The sequence below is a fragment of the Niastella caeni genome, from assembly GCF_004834005.1.
In the GTDB taxonomy this organism is placed as follows: domain Bacteria; phylum Bacteroidota; class Bacteroidia; order Chitinophagales; family Chitinophagaceae; genus Niastella; species Niastella caeni.
This window is the reverse complement of record NZ_STFF01000009.1, coordinates 144934-161959: the sequence shown is the minus strand read 5'-3', so window position 1 is coordinate 161959 and position 17026 is coordinate 144934. Positions and strand designations below refer to the sequence as shown.

Here is a 17026-nt window from a genome sequence, read left to right as displayed (position 1 = left end):
TATGAGGCTGATAGTTAACTGGGGTATTCCAATTCTGTGCGCTCTTTATTTATCGCTCTTTATTGGTCAATATTTTTCTGCAACTGCTTTCCGGTATCTTTTCCCTGGCTTTTTGTTTTTGTTCATCTTTCGGTTTTATATAAAAACGTTTTCTGAGAAGCATGCAGGAGAGCCTGTTAAAAAAAAAGGCCTTATTGCCGGTATTGTTTTATCAGCTATAATAGTTTGGGCTGGCGCCACTTACCTGGTTCCGGAAGTTATCAGAATTAACAGAGTTGCCCAGATAACCTTAACGGCTTTGGGAAAGAAGAACGAAAAATCGCATGGTTTTGAAATTTGGCTCAGGGGGGTGGATAATAATGGTTCAATCGATCTAAGTACAGTGCCGCTCGATAGAGGATGGAAGCGGAAAGACAACAATCTGTATGCGGCAGAAAGCTTTCCCGCTACTTTGCATATCAGGCTTGATCATCTTTCAAGAAAGCCTTCGCTATTGTTTTTAAAACATGACTGGTCGGGTATAGTACAGGTTTCTAATGGAAACCAGCAGGACGTTGTTGACCTGTATGCTGCTACCAAAGAAGATTATAAATATCCACTTGACGTAAAACAGGCAGTAGCATTAAATGATTCAACTGCAAATCATTTAATGGGATATATTCTGGCTTTTCTGTTCTATTCAGTCATATTTTATTTTCTTCTTGTTGAAATTGGCGGAAAACAAAGGGTTGGGGCCTAACCGTTGGTGGTTATGAGATAAAATTTGTGCGATTATTGATTTATACTATTAATTTATAGTAGCTTGATCTGGATTTATATTTGGCCAGAATTGAAATCTTATTTATAACGTACTTATTATCATGACCTATGTTTTTTATGAATGAAGATAGAATTAGAGCCATTATTCGGGAAGAATTAAACGCTCATATAGCTTCTGGAACCGCAGTTGATACCTGCAATCCACTTATAACAGAAGAAATGCTCAGAAAGATTATTCGTGAAGAAGTGGGCAATAATAATTCTACTATCAGGGATCTTGTTAACAAAAAAAATGATCACATTCCTTTTGCCGTATATATGGGAGAAGGAGCTGTATTGACAAGATCCTATTTCGATGTTTTATACCTGGTAAGCAGCTTCGATGTAACACTTGCTCCACATTTCATTGTACACGGTGTTTATGAAAGTGAATTAACCAAATACCTGCTGAATAACGTAAAAAGCGATTCGGTATTTGTTGATGTAGGGGCAAACTTTGGATATTATTCCTGTATGATTGCCAAAAAAATTGAATCAGGAAAAGGGGGGAAAGTATATTCTTTTGAAGCGAATAAAAATGCTTTTGCCTTTCTTGAAAAGAATATAAGCCTTAACTGGATCGATTGGAATGCGGTATCATTACATTGTATTGCATTAAGTGACAAAGACGGTACTGTACAGTTTAAAAGTTATAAGTACCGGTTTGGAGGTTCCCAGATTGTTGATTATGATGAAAGCACTGAGGATTTGAATGTCGCTGAAGTGTTAACGGTAAATACAAAAAAACTGGATCAGGTACTTGGTGCAGAAACAAAAGTTGACTTTGTAAAAATAGATGTGGAAGGTGCAGAATTCAAGGTGTTGAAAGGTGCTGAAAATACTATAACTAATAATCCCAATATTAATCTGCTGCTAGAATGGAATAACGACCAGTTCAGGCAGCATGGTGCCAGCCCCGCGGAAGTAATTGCGTTTTTGAAAGGGAAGAAGTTGCAGCCGTTTCGGTTAGACTGGCGGGATGGAAACGCCTCCCCCGTAACGTATGATTATCTGGGCGCTACGTCAGATCATATTTGCGCTGTTTTATTTAAGCAACCAGAATAATAGTAAGAGGAAATTTGTTGAAAGGTCGTCTCCAAAAGTAATTTTGGGACGACCTTTTTAATATCATCCGACCTTTGTCGACTCATCATTAACTTTAGCAGGCGCAATAGTGGTTGCCAGGTAAAGCAGCCATATAAACCCAAAAAGCATAGGTATATAATAAACATACCGGAATGCCTGAAAAGTCATTGAAATGGCCAATGACAAATTGCAACCTATTAATGGAATAAAAATCAAAAAATACTTTTTCCTTTGTTTCAGAAAACACACGAGCAGTAAAAGCAACAATATATTATAAAATCCACTACGCCATATTAGAATATCTGCGTTGCTAACTGTAAATTCCAGAAAAGATTTCAGTGCCTGTTTTAGCTTATTATCCTTTGCTGAGAGGCCCGAATTATTACTTTCCAGCTCGGTATTATATCTGGCATTGTATGCATATTCGTGATGATATACATCCCATAGTACGTCGGTTCCTGCTAATCTGTCTCTTATTACAAGATATGGGTTATGCACCAATGTGTTTCCATAAAGAAGTAATGCTTTTGAAGTAGATAGCGCAGACAGGTTTTGCACAAATGGCCTTTTGGTTTGGAATAAATACTCATCGGCAGAGCAAGGTCTATAATGACTTAACCAGATAGAATCCGGTATAATCCTATCCATCGCCTGTACTGTTTCCTTTGCAAGTTCTCCATTATAATATCGAACGGCGGCAATTCCATGAACAGGAGCCATTAATTTAATGGCAGATGGATTGGGTTCTACCCTTGCCGGGTCGGAGATATATACCTTATAAAAACCTATTAAACCTACAGAAACTGCTATGCAAACAATAATGCTTGCTTTTTTAGTTCTGAAGAAGTATACCAGCAATACGGCAACAACCAGTATATAAACAATTAAACCATTATGCCTGAACAATGCTGTTGCAACAAGTGCTGGTATAAGTTCTGCGTAAGCAGTTTTTCTATCAAAATAAGAATTATCGGTAGCAATTTTGGCCAATACAAGGGTTAACCATAACATGGCTGCGGTAAATGGTACATCCTTCCATAAAGTAACCGACATAATGCCGTTTGCAGGAATTAACGCAAAAAGCAGGGCCGACCAAAGTAACCACTTTAAGGGCACACCTTTTTGATACAGGAATAAAAAGAATCCCGAAGCAACCATGGCCATGAAGAGGATTTGTGCAAACGCTATTGTAGCAGGACTTTTATAAATGGTAATAAAGAATTTATTGAATAAGGTATGGAATACAGGATGCCAGTCGTTATACTTTGACATTCCGGTTGCCTGTTCCCATTGGCCCAAAGAATCTGACGACATTACCGCCGGGAAAAAAGCTATAAAATAAATCAGCCAGCAAGCCAGTATAATTCCGAGAAAGGTTATGTATATTTTGAAAGATGAACGGTGTGTTAGTGTTTTCTTTACATTGCTTAGTTCGGTTGCTTTTCGCTTACACAATTCAGTTAAATAAAGGAATGTGAAAGCAATGAACAGCAGCCAGAAACAATATAACAGAAAATAAGTTGTTTTACTTATGATGTGACTTACGGGAAATTCAGAAAGAAATAAACGATAGCCTATAAAAGCGAAGCCCGCATAAATGGTTATTACAAAAATTATTACTTTCTCTGTTTTGGTATAACTATTTAAATAATCAATAGCCCGGGGTGTTTTCATTAGGTAATAGCTGCAAATGCTTAACGCCAGTAACAGCAATTTATCTTTACCATTTAATGGTAAAGCATTGGGCAGAAAGAAAATAAGAAGACATAACGGGATAGTCAGCAGAAAATAACCGTTTTTTGAACAGGCAAAAAGCAGGAACAGGTACCAGCAAATGCTTAATACCAAAAAGCTAATTACAGCCACTACAGCTTTCTGATCGTTGGTTAGTGGATTGGAAATAACGCCAGATTCACTGTTATAAGTATAATATTCTGTAGTGTTAGCATGGTATAGATCTACAATGCTTGTTTTTACTCCGTCTTCAATCTTTACTTTTCCCGACCAGGAATGGCGTGTAAAATCAATATGAAGTTGTTCTGCCTCCCGTACAGAAATTTCAAGTGTACCAGGCTGTTGCGAATAAGATGCAATTGAATTGTTTTTTATTTCCCAGCCTCCTGATAAGGGAATGGATTCCAGATCCAGGTCTCTTGCGCCATTATTAATTTTCGTTATCCAAACCTCACTCGATTGAGCGCTATCATTTTTTTCACCTAGTGCTGTAACTTTTATGGATACAAGCTGATGTGGTTCAGCGCCGGGAATAATTTTTTTAGAGAAGCTGATTGTTAGGAGGCCGGCGATGCCCAGGCTTAATAGCAACACACGTTTGTTCAATAATTTATTCTCTGCTTTTCGAACTGCATATAGCAGAAAATAAAAAATAATTGCAAAGGAAATCAGCGCTGCAAAAACTAATGGTATGATCGATAATTGAAAATTGTATTTTAGGAACAAGGTTATATAAGCTGCAAATAGACCAGATGCCAGGGCATGGGCCAGGGACTTAAAGGGAGAAAGCATCGTAATATTTAAAATAGAATAGTTTACAATTCAAAATCAGTTATTAATAATTCAAAGTAGCAGGGCGAAATCACCTTGTAATAAAGGAGATATTTCCGGACTTATTTGGCATGATATGCCGCGTTAACATATCGGGTATTTCTGCTCGAAGAGCTTGTGTCCTTTTTCTTATCAGAAATCAAAAAAAGATTTGAAAGCTGTTCATGAAGCGCCTTTTGGTGTTTTACTGTAGTATCCAGTATAAGACCGCAGGCAAACAACAGCATGGCAATGATTTCGAAGCCTGAAGCTAATATGGCGGAAGGCACTTTATGCACGTATCCTTCTTTAATGAATTCTAATATGGGTGAAATGCCTATTAACAGGCCGGTAAAGGCCAGTAGTAAACTCGATATGCCAAAAAATAAAAGAGGCCGGTAATCCTTGAACAATAAAAATATTATTCTTAGAACTTTAAATCCATCCCTGTATGTATTAAGCTTTGAGAAACTGCCCTCGGGCCGGTCGCGAAAATTAATGGGCACTTCAACAATATTATAATTGTTATGAAGGGCGTATACGGTCATTTCTGTTTCTATTTCAAAGCCTCTGCTTGATACCGGATAGGTTTTTACATAGTACCTGCTGAAGGCCCTGTATCCCGTCATAATATCAGTGAGCTTTGATTTAAAAAGGAAATTGATCAGTCGTTTAACCAAATTATTACCGAAGCCATGCATGGCCCTTGAATTTTCTTTTGCGTATGTCCCGTTGGTCATTCTTTCCCCGATTACCATATCAGCCCGGTTATACATCACCGGTTTTATAACATCATGAACCGCTTCAACCGGATAAGTGTCATCACCATCTATCATAACATATATATCAGCATCAATATCTTTAAACATCGATCGAACTACGTTTCCTTTACCCTGGCGACGTTCCTGTACCACTATAGCCCCCACACTTGCGGCAATTTTAGCTGTGTTATCGCTTGAATTGTTATCGTATACGTATATGTCTGCTTCCGGAATATTTTTTTGGAAGTCTTCTACCACTTTTCCTATAGTTGCAGCTTCGTTGTAACAGGGTATTAATACAGCTATTTTCATTTTAAACTTTTGATAAAGGAGTTTTTGATACTGAAGCACAAGGAGAAACACCAAGACTAATTAAACCTTAAAAAGCAGTAAGGTTTTAACCGGTATTAATTTATTTTCTTTTTAATTTTTCTTTGATGGTGCCAAGAAAACTCCGGGTTTCGTATGTTCTTTTATACCACTCAAGTTCGTTTTGTAACTTACTGATATCACCCAATAATTTATTGATCAGTTGTCTGTTGCCTTCTGCAGTTTCCAGAAACTCGCGGGTATTAGCTTCAAACATCCCAATAGCTAAATCTTTCTGTTGCAATATTTTTTTTAATTCTTCTATTTCTGTAGCCTGTTCTTTTATGGTTTCTTTTTTTTCCGTCAGCTCAATTTCAATAAAACTTCTTATCTGATCAAGGTTTTGTCTGATCATCTCATAGCTCATTATCCCGTTGAGTTGTTTCTCCATCTTTGTACAAGTTTAATTAAGCATTTACCAGGGCCGGTTTTAAATAACTATCATTTTCTATATGATTACCCTCATATAAATGCCTGTACCGGGCAAAGGTATGGTTTACATTAAACGACTCTTTACCGTGCATGGCAGAATATTCTCCCATAATATTGAGCATGCTGGCATTATTAAAATATTGCAACAGTTTGATAATAGCTTCTGAGTGATGCTTAAAAAGGTCACCATTCAAACATGATTTTACCAGGTCACGGTTACCTACACTGTCTGTGAGCAGAACCGGCTTTCTAAGTGCCAGGGCTTCCAAAACTGCATAAGGTAAGCCTTCAAAGTTGGCGGTTGACAAATACACGTTGGCTGTGGAAATTAAGCGGGCTACATCTTCGCCTGGTAACCAGCCGGTAATTTTTATATTAGTAGAAGTTAATAATGCTCTTTCGGGCCCATCGCCAATCCATATAAATTCAAATTGTTGGAACTCTTCGAAGTAACGGGCGATATTATTAAAAAGGGTGGGATTTTTTTGATTGATGATACGTCCACTGGTAACAATACAGAACTTCTTATTTGAAGGCTCCATATCGTAACCGCTGATACGGCTGATACGGTCGAATGGTATGCCGTTATTGATAGTAATGGCGGAAATACCGACCTTTTTATATTCTGCCTGCTCAGAAGGGGAGCAGCAAACTACCTGGCCGCCAAAGCCATTGCCCAGGCGTTCTAGTACTTTATAAATATAGTTAGAGATCTTGCTGGTGCCTACCAGAAAGGGAGCACCATTGGGGGTATATATAACATTATTGATTCCCAGTAATTTACATACTATTCTTCCAATAAATCCACTTTTTGAGGAATGTAAATGAACAGCATCGATCTGGTGTTGCTTTTTCAGCCGTTTTAAAATGCGGTATAATTCAAGAAAGGCCGCAAAATCTTTTGAAATACGAATGCTTCGCTGGGCCGAATGCCACCGTACAAAACGGGCATTGGTCCGGGCGAATTGTTTTCTAATATCCGTGAACCTTGTAACATGTGCTCTTTCGCCATGTACAATAATGTGCTCATCATCAGACAGGTTTTCAACCAAGGATTTAACAAATACAACTATCCCACCCGCAAATGCCTCTGCCACATGTACAATTTTCATAATAAAATGGATTTAATGGTAAACAGCTTTGATAGTGCAATCGTTTTCAGGGACTTATCTAATATAAGTTCCCAGTTGTATTCATATGGCTTTAGTTTTTAATGATTTATACTCCGTACAACGATTTTTTAATACTAAATACTATGTTGTATGGAATAATTAATAATAACCTTAATTTTAAAACTCCTAAATAACGTAAAACCCTATTTCTTCCGTATTCTTTAACTACTTTAATGCGGCTTTTAAGTTGCTTTTTCCTGGAACTCAGCGAAATACCTTTGTGATTTATTTCGCACGTTACCAGGTATTCGGGAATAATGGCGCATTCGCCTTTCTGCATGAGCTGGTAAAAGAATCCATAATCTTCGGCATCTGGATAAGTGTCAGGATATAGCTCATTATCTTTCATCGCATCAATTCGCCACATAACAGTAGGATGGATGAAAATATTCCGAAAATGCATACCCCTTTTAATTTTTTTATGTTGAGTAGGGGTTATATAACGATATGCTGCATTGGTGGTGTTATCTTTAAAGATGCACCAGCTACCAACGAGTTTAATTTGCGAATGCTGCTTTAAAAAGGTTACCTGGTGATAAAATCGTTCAGGTGTACAGGTATCCCCACAATCGAGCCGTGCTATAAAGGGAGCATTGTTTTGCTTCAGGATCCATTGTAACCCGGTATTCAAGGCAATTGTAATACCCTTATTACAAGGCAATTGTAGAATTTCAACAGATACATCCCGTGAAATTCCTTTATATACATCATCAAGGGTAATAGGCTGACTGCTACCATCATCGACAATCACCACTGTATACTTATCTGCATCATATTGTACACTTTGTAACGAATGAAGCAGCCCCGGTAGGTTATTGTAGAAGGGTATTAACAGGTAAAAATCAATTTTTTGGGGATAAGATTTCATGATCTAATTAACGGTTATACGAAATCTAACCTTCAATGACAGTGGTTTTTAATTATAGTGCAAATGTAAAAGCATTTTTAAACATTTGTGTACTAATGGAGTGCAAAAATGGGTTAAAACGTTGCTTTAAAAAAAGTATAAAACTTTATAAAGTGTGTTAAATAAGGCAATAACTGTGCTGTTTTAGCAATAAGTGTGCAGTTTTAGAGAATATTCGTGAACGGACTTACATTGAAATTAAATCAGGAATTTTTTTTTAAACCTTTTTTGGTGCAACCTTTCTTAAGTTTGCACTGTCAATGGTGTACTTTTACGGATTTGTCCTGTTGTTTTAACATTTAGTTGTTAGGGAATTAGATGAATTTCGCTGTTTTAGATGTTAAAAGTGTAGTTAAAGCCATACCGATGTACTAATACGGTGCTAAATTCGTTAACAGCATCCTGGAAGAAACCATAATACCTATGCTATGATCGAGCAACCTGAAAATTTAGTTTATAAAAGAGTAAAGTTTTTCACCGAGCATTCCCCTTCTCTCAGGCTATACTTGGAACGTAAGCAGGGATATTTCATTGCAAAACGGTGTTTTGATATCGTTACATCCCTGATGATCATCGTATTGGTATTATCGTGGCTGTTACCCATCTTAATGGTGCTTATTAAACTTGATTCAAGAGGGCCTGTTTTCTTTAAGCAAAAACGCGTTGGTTTTTTAGGCCGGGTATTCTGGTGCTATAAGCTGCGTACTATGTATATTAACAGGGAAGCTGATATTCGTCAGGCAAGCGAGAATGACCCCCGCATAACAAGAATAGGCCAGTTTTTACGGGTTACCGGTTTAGATGAGTTCCCTCAGTTTATTAATGTTTTACTGGGCCACATGAGTATTGTTGGCCCCCGCCCACATATGTATGCAGATTGCAATAAGTTTGCTAATGCTATTTCCGGATATAAATTCAGGAATCTGGTAAAGCCTGGTATTACCGGTTTGGCTCAGATCAAAGGTTACCGTGGTCCTACAAAAGATTTCGAAAGTATTTTCCACCGTTACCAGTTCGATGCTTTTTATGTACGTAATGCAAACTTTTGGTTAGATATTCGCATTGTGCGTAAAACTGGCGCCCAGATCATTGGAGAAGTTATTGCAAGGGTCTTTAAAAGCAAAAGCCAGCAAAAAATGTCTGCAGAAGGTTATAACACGCCTTCACTTAAAACGATACAGAACTAGTTAGAGTTGAATAGTTCTTACTGCTTGCCACCTTTATTTTTTCTCTTGCCATCATACGTATTAACTGATTGCCACATCATGCTCCCCAACCTTCTCTATCGAGGTTTCTATATGTAATGGCTTCCGCAATATGTGCCGGTGATATGGTTTCACTCGCTGCCAGGTCGGCAATAGTGCGGCTTACTTTTAAGATGCGATCATAAGCCCGGGCCGATAAATTAAGTTTGTGCATAGCTGTTTTTAATAAAGTTTGGCCCGTAGCATCAAGCACACACACTTCTTTCAGCAGTTTACTGCTCATTTGTGCATTGCAGTAAATACCCGTGTTGTTTGTATACCGCTCTGTTTGTATGGCGCGCGCATTAATAACTCTTGTGCGAATAGCTTCTGACGGCTCTGCGTTGTTTTGCATGCTCAGGTCGTTAAAAGGTACAGGCGTTACTTCTACATGCAGGTCTATACGATCCAGTAAAGGCCCGGAGATTTTATTCAGGTATTTATGAACTGCGCCCGGCGCGCAGGTACATTCTTTTTCGGGATGGTTGTAGAAGCCGCAGGGGCAGGGATTCATAGACGATATCAACATAAAGCTGGCGGGGAAGTCGATAGCTACTTTTGCCCGGCTGATGGTTACCCGACGCTCTTCCATCGGCTGGCGCATTACTTCCAGCACACTGCGCTTGAACTCGGGTAATTCATCGAGGAACAGCACCCCATTATGCGCCAGTGAAATTTCTCCGGGCTGGGGAATACCGCCGCCACCTACCAAAGCTACATCGCTAATGGTATGATGCGGTGAGCGGAAGGGCCTTTTGGCGATCAGTGTTGCATGCGCAGGCAGCTTGCCTGCTACGGAATGTATCTTGGTGGTTTCGAGTGCTTCTTTTAAAGATAATGGCGGTAGAATAGTGGGCAATCGTTTAGCCAACATGGTTTTACCGGCGCCTGGCGGACCAATTAGGATGGCATTATGGCCGCCGGCTGCTGCAATTTCCAATGCCCGTTTAATATTCTCCTGTCCTTTTACTTCACTGAAATCAAATTCAAATTCATGCTGCGCCTGGAAGAATTCATCACGGGTATTTACGGCTACCGGTTGTAAATTATGATCGTCATTCATAAAGCCGATCAACTCGGTAAGTTGCTCTATGCCATATACCGGTAAGCTATTCACCATGCCTGCTTCCCTACAATTTTGTTTGGGAACTATCAGGCCTTTGAAGCCTTCCTTGCGGGCAGTAATAGCAATAGGCAATGCGCCTTTTATCGGGTGAACTGTTCCATCGAGGTTGAGCTCACCCATGATCATATAATCTTTTAACTTATCCGGATTGTTCAGTTGATTGTTCGCTGCGAGTATTCCAATGGCAATGGCCAGATCGAATGAGGAACCACTTTTTTTTATATCGGCAGGCGCTAAATTAATGACCAGTTTTGTGCGAGGCATCTGGTACCCGATTGTTTTTATAGCGCTTTCTACCCGTTGCAGGCTTTCTTTTACCGCATTATCTGGCAGCCCTACAATGTAATAGTGAATGTTACCCGGCATTACATTCACTTCTACGGTGATCGTAATGGCTTCTACGCCATATACGGCACTTCCATACGTTTTGACAAGCATGAATAAAGTTTATGGTTATCCCGCGCATACACGGTGTGGAAAGATAATGAAAAATTGTTATTTGATGGGGCAGCTTGCTAATTCGCTTCCTTTATAGTGCCTTCAAACAACAGGTTTACCTGCGGGTCGGCAGTAACGGTGGTGGGTTTTGCGGTTACCGGAATGGTAAAATGGGTTTCCCGGTTTTTGATCATTACCTGTTTTGAAAGGGTGCTTCCAATTTGTAATTCAAGGGGAAAATGAAACACCTCATTTTGATGCTGTATAACAGTAATGTTTACTTCTTTTTTAGCGGGATTGTATTTCCATTTAATATCCAGTTTGGGATGCCCGGCCGTAAACAACCATTGTTGAAAGAATTGTTTCAGGGGCTGGCCCGATACTTCTTCCATTACTTTGTGCAGATCGCCGGTTACGGCATTTTTTCCGGCATACCGGCTATAGTAGGTTTGAATGCCTTTCCAGAAAGTTGAATCGCCCAATTGGCGGCGTAACATGTGCAACACCCAGCCGCCTTTTTGGTAAGAGTTGGCATTCAACAGGTCCATATAATTGGTAACGGATGAATCAACAACCGGATGTAATTTCTTCCTGGCAAAGTCAATGACGATCTGCCGGTTCTTTGATAACATGTACTTCGCCGTGTCGATGCCATATTTATGCTCGAAATATAAAATAGTCATGTAAGTAGCAAAGCCTTCGCTTAGCCACAGGTGGCTCCAATCTGCTTCTGTAGCCATATCGCCAAACCACTGGTGGGCTATTTCATGCGCCAGTAACGATTCGCTTTTACGTTTGCCGGTGATAGATGTTTCATCAGAATAAAAAATAGCGCTGGCGTTTTCCATACCGCCAAACATGGTGGTCGATTCTACATTGGCCAATTTTTTAAAGGCATAGGGGCCAACATTTTTTATGAAGTAAGGAAGAATGTCAACTGCCAGGGCATAATCGTAAAATCCTTTGTCTTTTTCCTCAGGATATACCCAGCTCGATACAGGAATATCATTTACTTTACCTGCTTCCTGAATGGCAAATCCGGCTACCCCGATCACCATTATTTTGGTTGAAAGCGGCGTGGTTTCTTTATAGTGTGTACGTCGTTGCTGATTGGTTAGGATGGAATCTTCAATTTTAATACCGTTGGAGATGACCTGGTAATGAGCCGGCGCGGTTACAATAAAATCAAGCGGGGCTTTATCGGCCGGATGATCAACGCAGGGCAACCAGTGACGGGCGCGGTTAGGCCAGTTGTCGGCGAAAAAAACGCGGTGGTTGAATTTGTTTTTGGAAATGATCAATCCATCATCAGGAATGCCTTCGTAAGTGATCTCTATATTTTTAAGTTCACCTCGTTTAATATTTGTTGCGAAGGAAATAGTAAGTAGATTGTTGATATGCGTATAAGCAAGCGGTTTTCCATTTTCGGTGACCTGCAATACCGCCATTCCCTTGCGGTTATTGTTTTGGGAAATAAGGTCGAGCGTGATGGTGCTGGTGTCTTTTGTAAACAATACATCAATCGTTGCTTTCCCTTTTATTTGATCGCTTGTATCGGTAAGCGTTATTGAAAACCCATAATGTTGTATATCTATTACAGCGTCGGCTTTTTGGCCCCATACAAGGGTTGCAAAACCTATTGCAATGAAAAGCAGGGATGTCTTTTTCATGAAAGCATATTACAATTTTTCCAGCATATCCACCACCTTTTCCCGTTTCAGGATCAGGTAACCCAGCCGGTCGTTGCTGACGCCTTCCCGGAGCTGGTAGCTGAATTGTAGTTGATCTTCCTGCACGGTCGTTTCAAAATAGCGGAATGTAATATTGGGATATTGTTTCAACTCTTCCCCAATTTCATACAGGTGGGTTGATAAAATGAACAGCGAGCTTTTTATTTTTATCAACCCTTTTATTACAGCAGAAGAGCATTTCATGGCATCCTGCACATTGGTGCCTTTGAACAGCTCGTCAATAAGCACCAGCCACTTGCGGCCATCGTTAATTTTTGTGATGGTTTTTTTTATCCGCTGCACTTCATTGAAGAAATAGCTTTCTCCTTTTACGATATTATCTACCACATTGATATTGCTCAACAACCCATCGAATAGGGTAAGTCGCATAGCCTGGGCCGGTACGCCCATGCCCAAATGCGCCAAAAATACAGTACTGCCAACGGCTTTAATGAAAGTGCTTTTGCCAGCCATATTGGCGCCGGTTAAAAACAGGAAATTATTGTCGTGGCTTAACCGTACATCGTACGGGGTAGGGGTAGACAATAGAATATGGTACAATTGCTTTGCGTCGATAAATGGTTGAGGCTGATCTATAAATTCAGGGAAAGCCAGCCCTAATTTTTTTATGGCCACGGCCATGGAATACCAGGCATCGATGCGGCCGTATATGCCAATTAATTCCAGAACGGGTACTCTGAATTGGTCCCTTACGTAGCTGCCATAATGCAAGGTTTCCGTCCAGCTAAATACTTTGCCGCGTTCACGTTCTCTCAGTTCAATCAACACCGGTTTATTCATCAGGTCGGCTGCCCGGCGAAGAAAAGTGCGGATCAGTAAAGGCGCTTCATCTTTATCAAGCAACTGTATCAACTGATGCATTCCTTTTAAAAAATCTGAGAAATGCGAAATGGAATAGCGTACCAATGAAAAATCGGCGCCATTGAAAACTTTATAGGTAAAGGCATGTAAAAGGTTCGCATTGGGAATTGCATCTACATTGCTATCATAGAACTTTTCAATGACCATCAATGTTCCATTGCTTATTTCATTAGGCCATTGGTCAATACTAACGAGTATCGACCGAAGGATCTGCTGGGTTTCCAATATTGGCCGCAGATCGCTGAACGGATTGCTGAAATATTTTAACAGCCAGTCCCGGCCCTGCGAAGTGCGGGTAAAGCAAAGCCGGTGAAAAATGGAAAACTCTTCCTCATGCTGAAATACTGAAAGGTCGTTATAGGTGGTGTTGTCTAGTTCCATGAATCCTTCTCCTATGTTTTCGTAAGTTACCGATTAAATAACAATCGTTCTCCCTTATTAGATTCATTCCACTGACCATTTCCATAAACCAAATTGCCATTTACAAACGTGTGGGTAATGGCCGCCGGGAAGGTAAACTGCTCCAGCGGGCTCCAGCCGCATTTATACAATATATTTTCTTTTGTAGCTGTGGTGGTTGCATTCATATTAACAATAACCAGATCTGCCTTGTATCCTTCCCTGATGTAGCCTCTGTCGGCCACCTGGTAACAGGTGGCAACGGCATGGCTCATTTTTTCTACCACTTTTTCCAGCGAGATCCGCCCTTCTTTTACGTAGTGCAACATGAGTAACAGGCTGTGCTGAACCAGGGGTAAGCCTGCATGAGATTTTTCATATCCCCCGCCTTTTTCTTCGAAGGTATGCGGCGCATGGTCTGTGGCAATCACATCCAATCTGTCATCGAGCAGTGCCTGCCATAAAGCTTCGCGGTTATTGGGTGCTTTTATGGCGGGGTTACATTTTATAAGATTACCCAGGCGTGCATAATCGTTGCTGGTGAAATGCAGGTGGTGTACACACACTTCAGCCGTTATATTTTTTTGCCCGAGCGGTTTCATATTCGAAAATAAAGCCAGTTCTTTTTCTGTGCTTATATGCAGTATGTGAAGCCGGGTGTTATACTTCTGGGCAAACTGAATGGCTGCCAGGGAGCTTTCAAAACAACCGTGTTCATCGCGTATTAGTGGATGATCGGCGGGTTCCAGAACACCTTTTTCTTTTTTTAATCTTTCAAAATTGGCTTTAATGATCTTTTCATCTTCACAATGGGTGGCAATAAGCACCTCGCTTTCCTGGAAAATTTTATCAAGCGTAAGGTAGTTGTCAACCAGCAATCCGCCGGTTGAAGACCCCATGAAGATCTTGATGCCGCAAATATCTTTTTTACGAATATTTGTTTTAAGGGCTTCATCGGCATTTTCATTGGAAGTGCCCATGTAAAATGAGTAATTGGCCAATGCGCTATTGGCGGCGATGGAATACTTTTCTTCCAGCAACTCATGTGTAAATACCGGCGGCATGGTATTGGGCATTTCCATAAACGAAGTAACGCCTCCGGCTACCGCAGCTTTCGATTCGGTATAAATGGTAGCTTTGTGTGTAAGGCCGGGCTCGCGAAAATGCACCTGGTCGTCAATGGCGCCGGGTAATAAATGCAAACCCTCGCCGTTTATTTCTGTAACTAAAATATCTGGTTGAATGCTGCGACCTAACTTTTCAATGCGGCCGTTTTTAATAAGTACGTCCTGCACGGCCGAAACACCTTCATTCACGACCATTATATTTTTAATCAGGTAATTTTGCATATCTTGAAAAAATAATATTTTTAAATACTGGCCATGCAATATATTATAAAAACCATTGTCCCCTTATTGTTTTTATTATTTCCATTTGGGTTGTTTGCGCAGTCAACGTATTTACCACAGGGTACCAAGCACCAGGCTTTGCTGAACCGCCTTGAGATCTTGTTGCAAAGAAATGATGATCTGAACCTTTCTACAGTGAAACCATTGAGCCGTAAAATAGCTGTACGCATTGCGGAGCAGGCCGATTCAATACAAAAATCCAGCGGCCAGTTGTTGTCGAAGGTAGATGAATATAATCTGCGCAGTTTATTGATGAATAATTCTGAATGGGTGACCAGTGGCGATACCAGTGATTTTTATAGCAGGAAAAACATCTGGAATACCTTTTATAAAACAAAGGCCAATTTACTGGAAGTGAATGTAAAGGATTTCTTCTTTACTGTTAACCCCGTACTTCAGCAACAGTTATCCTTTGAAAGCAATAATTCAGGCGATCAGTTATTTCTAAATACAAAAGGCGTTACTGTACGCGGATTAATTTCCAAAAAGCTCGGCTTTTCGGCTTATATAACCGATAACCAGGAAAGGGCTCCGCTTTTTGTACAGGATAGAATAAGCCAGTTTAATGCTGTGCAGGGTTATGGCTTTTATAAAAGATTTAAACAAACAGGTACCGATTATATTGATGCACGTGGTTCTATCAATTTTACCGCTGCCAAATACCTGGATTTTCAATTTGGGTATGATAAAAATTTTATTGGCAACGGCTACCGCAGTTTGTTCCTGAGCGACTTTGGCAATAGCTACCTGTTCTTAAAGATCAATACCCGTATTTGGAAGTTCAACTACCTGAACCTGTTCACCGAATTAACACCGAAAACCATTAATATCAATTCCGGCAATAAATTACTCGATAAAAAATATACTTCCATGCACCATTTAAGCATGGACGTTACTCCCTGGTTAAACGTGGGTGTTTTTGAAGCCGTTGTATTTGACCGGAAAAATCATTTTGATTTTACTTACCTGAACCCGGTGATCTTCCTGCGGTTGGCCGAGCAACAAAATGGCAGCGCGGATAATGCGTTTGTGGGAATTGATGTTAAAGCCAATATAGCGAAACGTTTGCAATTATATGGCCAATGGTTGCTCGATGAGTTTGTACTGAAAGAAGTGCGTGGCGGAAAAGGATGGTGGGCCAATAAATTCGGCATTCAAATGGGCGCCAAATACATCAATGCCTTTAGCATTAAAAATCTTGACCTGCAGGGTGAGATCAACATGGTAAGGCCATTTACCTATTCCCATTACGATAGCCTGGCTAATTATACGCATTATAACCAACCCATGGCGCATCCATTGGGAGCTAATTTTGTGGAGGCCATTGGTATTATCAGGTATCAACCACATCCTAAATTAACAACTTCTGCCCGCTTAATTGTTTGGAAGCAGGGTACCGATACAGCTGATAGTAACATAGGCTCTAATATTTTCATGGTCAATACCAGTCGTTCTTCCGGTGATTATGGTTACAAGTTACCCAATGGTCCGCGCGGAACCGGGGTAAATGCCCAATTGCTGGTATCGTATGAAGTAAGGGAAAACCTGTTCCTGGAAGCTTCGGCGCTTATTCGCAATTATAAAACGGGTGTACCCACCATTGCAGATAGAAATTCTTCGATCATTACAGCCGGTATTCGAATGAATATGTTCAGGCGGGAATATGATTATTAGAACGCTTAGCGCAAAACGCTTGATGCAGAACGCGGAACAAAAAGCTTTCTCCTCC

Annotated in this window: 13 protein-coding genes; 4 read left to right on the top strand and 9 right to left on the bottom strand. The window is 40.2% G+C overall.

Annotated elements, in window-relative coordinates; translation table 11 throughout:
- The first annotated feature begins 1 nt into the window (after nucleotide 1).
- On the top strand, nucleotides 2-739 hold the full coding sequence (locus FAM09_RS25595; protein ID WP_136580015.1) for a hypothetical protein: 738 nt from the start codon (nucleotides 2-4) through the stop codon (nucleotides 737-739).
- A 239-nt stretch (nucleotides 740-978) separates the two neighbouring features.
- Nucleotides 979-1863, top strand: a complete 885-nt coding sequence (locus FAM09_RS25590; RefSeq protein WP_166437268.1) for an FkbM family methyltransferase — start codon at nucleotides 979-981, stop codon at nucleotides 1861-1863.
- 63 nt (nucleotides 1864-1926) lie between these two features.
- On the opposite strand, the gene FAM09_RS25585 is transcribed toward FAM09_RS25590, so the two are convergent.
- From FAM09_RS25585 to FAM09_RS25565, 5 genes are all read right to left on the bottom strand, one after another.
- Entirely contained in the window at nucleotides 1927-4410 is a 2484-nt protein-coding gene (locus tag FAM09_RS25585; RefSeq protein WP_136580013.1) for a DUF6020 family protein, read from the bottom strand.
- A 101-nt stretch (nucleotides 4411-4511) separates the two neighbouring features.
- Nucleotides 4512-5501, bottom strand: a complete 990-nt coding sequence (locus tag FAM09_RS25580; RefSeq protein WP_136580012.1) for a glycosyltransferase family 2 protein — start codon at nucleotides 5499-5501, stop codon at nucleotides 4512-4514.
- Nucleotides 5502-5601: 100 nt separating this feature from the next.
- The gene (locus FAM09_RS25575; protein ID WP_136580011.1) at nucleotides 5602-5949 is read right to left on the bottom strand and encodes a hypothetical protein; all 348 of its coding nucleotides are present in this window, start codon (nucleotides 5947-5949) and stop codon (nucleotides 5602-5604) included.
- Nucleotides 5950-5965: 16 nt separating this feature from the next.
- A complete protein-coding gene (locus tag FAM09_RS25570; RefSeq protein WP_136580010.1) occupies nucleotides 5966-7102 on the bottom strand; it encodes a glycosyltransferase in 1137 nt (378 codons plus the stop codon).
- Nucleotides 7103-7208: 106 nt separating this feature from the next.
- Nucleotides 7209-8030 (bottom strand): glycosyltransferase, encoded by an 822-nt coding sequence (locus FAM09_RS25565; RefSeq protein ID WP_136580009.1) that lies wholly within the window; start codon nucleotides 8028-8030, stop codon nucleotides 7209-7211.
- 467 nt (nucleotides 8031-8497) lie between these two features.
- On the opposite strand from FAM09_RS25565, the gene FAM09_RS25560 reads away from it, so the two are divergent.
- Entirely contained in the window at nucleotides 8498-9256 is a 759-nt protein-coding gene (locus FAM09_RS25560; RefSeq protein WP_136580008.1) for a sugar transferase, read from the top strand.
- A 76-nt stretch (nucleotides 9257-9332) separates the two neighbouring features.
- Here FAM09_RS25560 and FAM09_RS25555 read toward each other — a convergent pair whose 3' ends face one another.
- The 4 genes from FAM09_RS25555 to FAM09_RS25540 form a co-directional block, all read right to left on the bottom strand.
- The gene (locus FAM09_RS25555) at nucleotides 9333-10877 is read right to left on the bottom strand and encodes a YifB family Mg chelatase-like AAA ATPase (protein WP_136580007.1); all 1545 of its coding nucleotides are present in this window, start codon (nucleotides 10875-10877) and stop codon (nucleotides 9333-9335) included.
- 77 nt (nucleotides 10878-10954) lie between these two features.
- Nucleotides 10955-12547: a M1 family metallopeptidase gene (locus FAM09_RS25550; RefSeq protein WP_136580006.1), complete on the bottom strand. Its 1593-nt coding sequence runs from the start codon at nucleotides 12545-12547 to the stop codon at nucleotides 10955-10957.
- Between the two features lie 9 nt (nucleotides 12548-12556).
- The gene (locus FAM09_RS25545; protein WP_136580005.1) at nucleotides 12557-13870 is read right to left on the bottom strand and encodes a MutS-related protein; all 1314 of its coding nucleotides are present in this window, start codon (nucleotides 13868-13870) and stop codon (nucleotides 12557-12559) included.
- 26 nt (nucleotides 13871-13896) lie between these two features.
- Nucleotides 13897-15237 carry a dihydroorotase gene (locus FAM09_RS25540; protein WP_136580004.1) on the bottom strand — a complete coding sequence of 447 codons (1341 nt, stop codon included), beginning with the start codon at nucleotides 15235-15237 and terminating at the stop codon, nucleotides 13897-13899.
- A gap of 33 nt (nucleotides 15238-15270) precedes the next feature.
- Here FAM09_RS25540 and FAM09_RS25535 point away from each other — a divergent pair, with 33 nt between their 5' ends.
- On the top strand, nucleotides 15271-16971 hold the full coding sequence (locus FAM09_RS25535) for a hypothetical protein (protein ID WP_136580003.1): 1701 nt from the start codon (nucleotides 15271-15273) through the stop codon (nucleotides 16969-16971).
- Nucleotides 16972-17026: the final 55 nt, after the last annotated feature.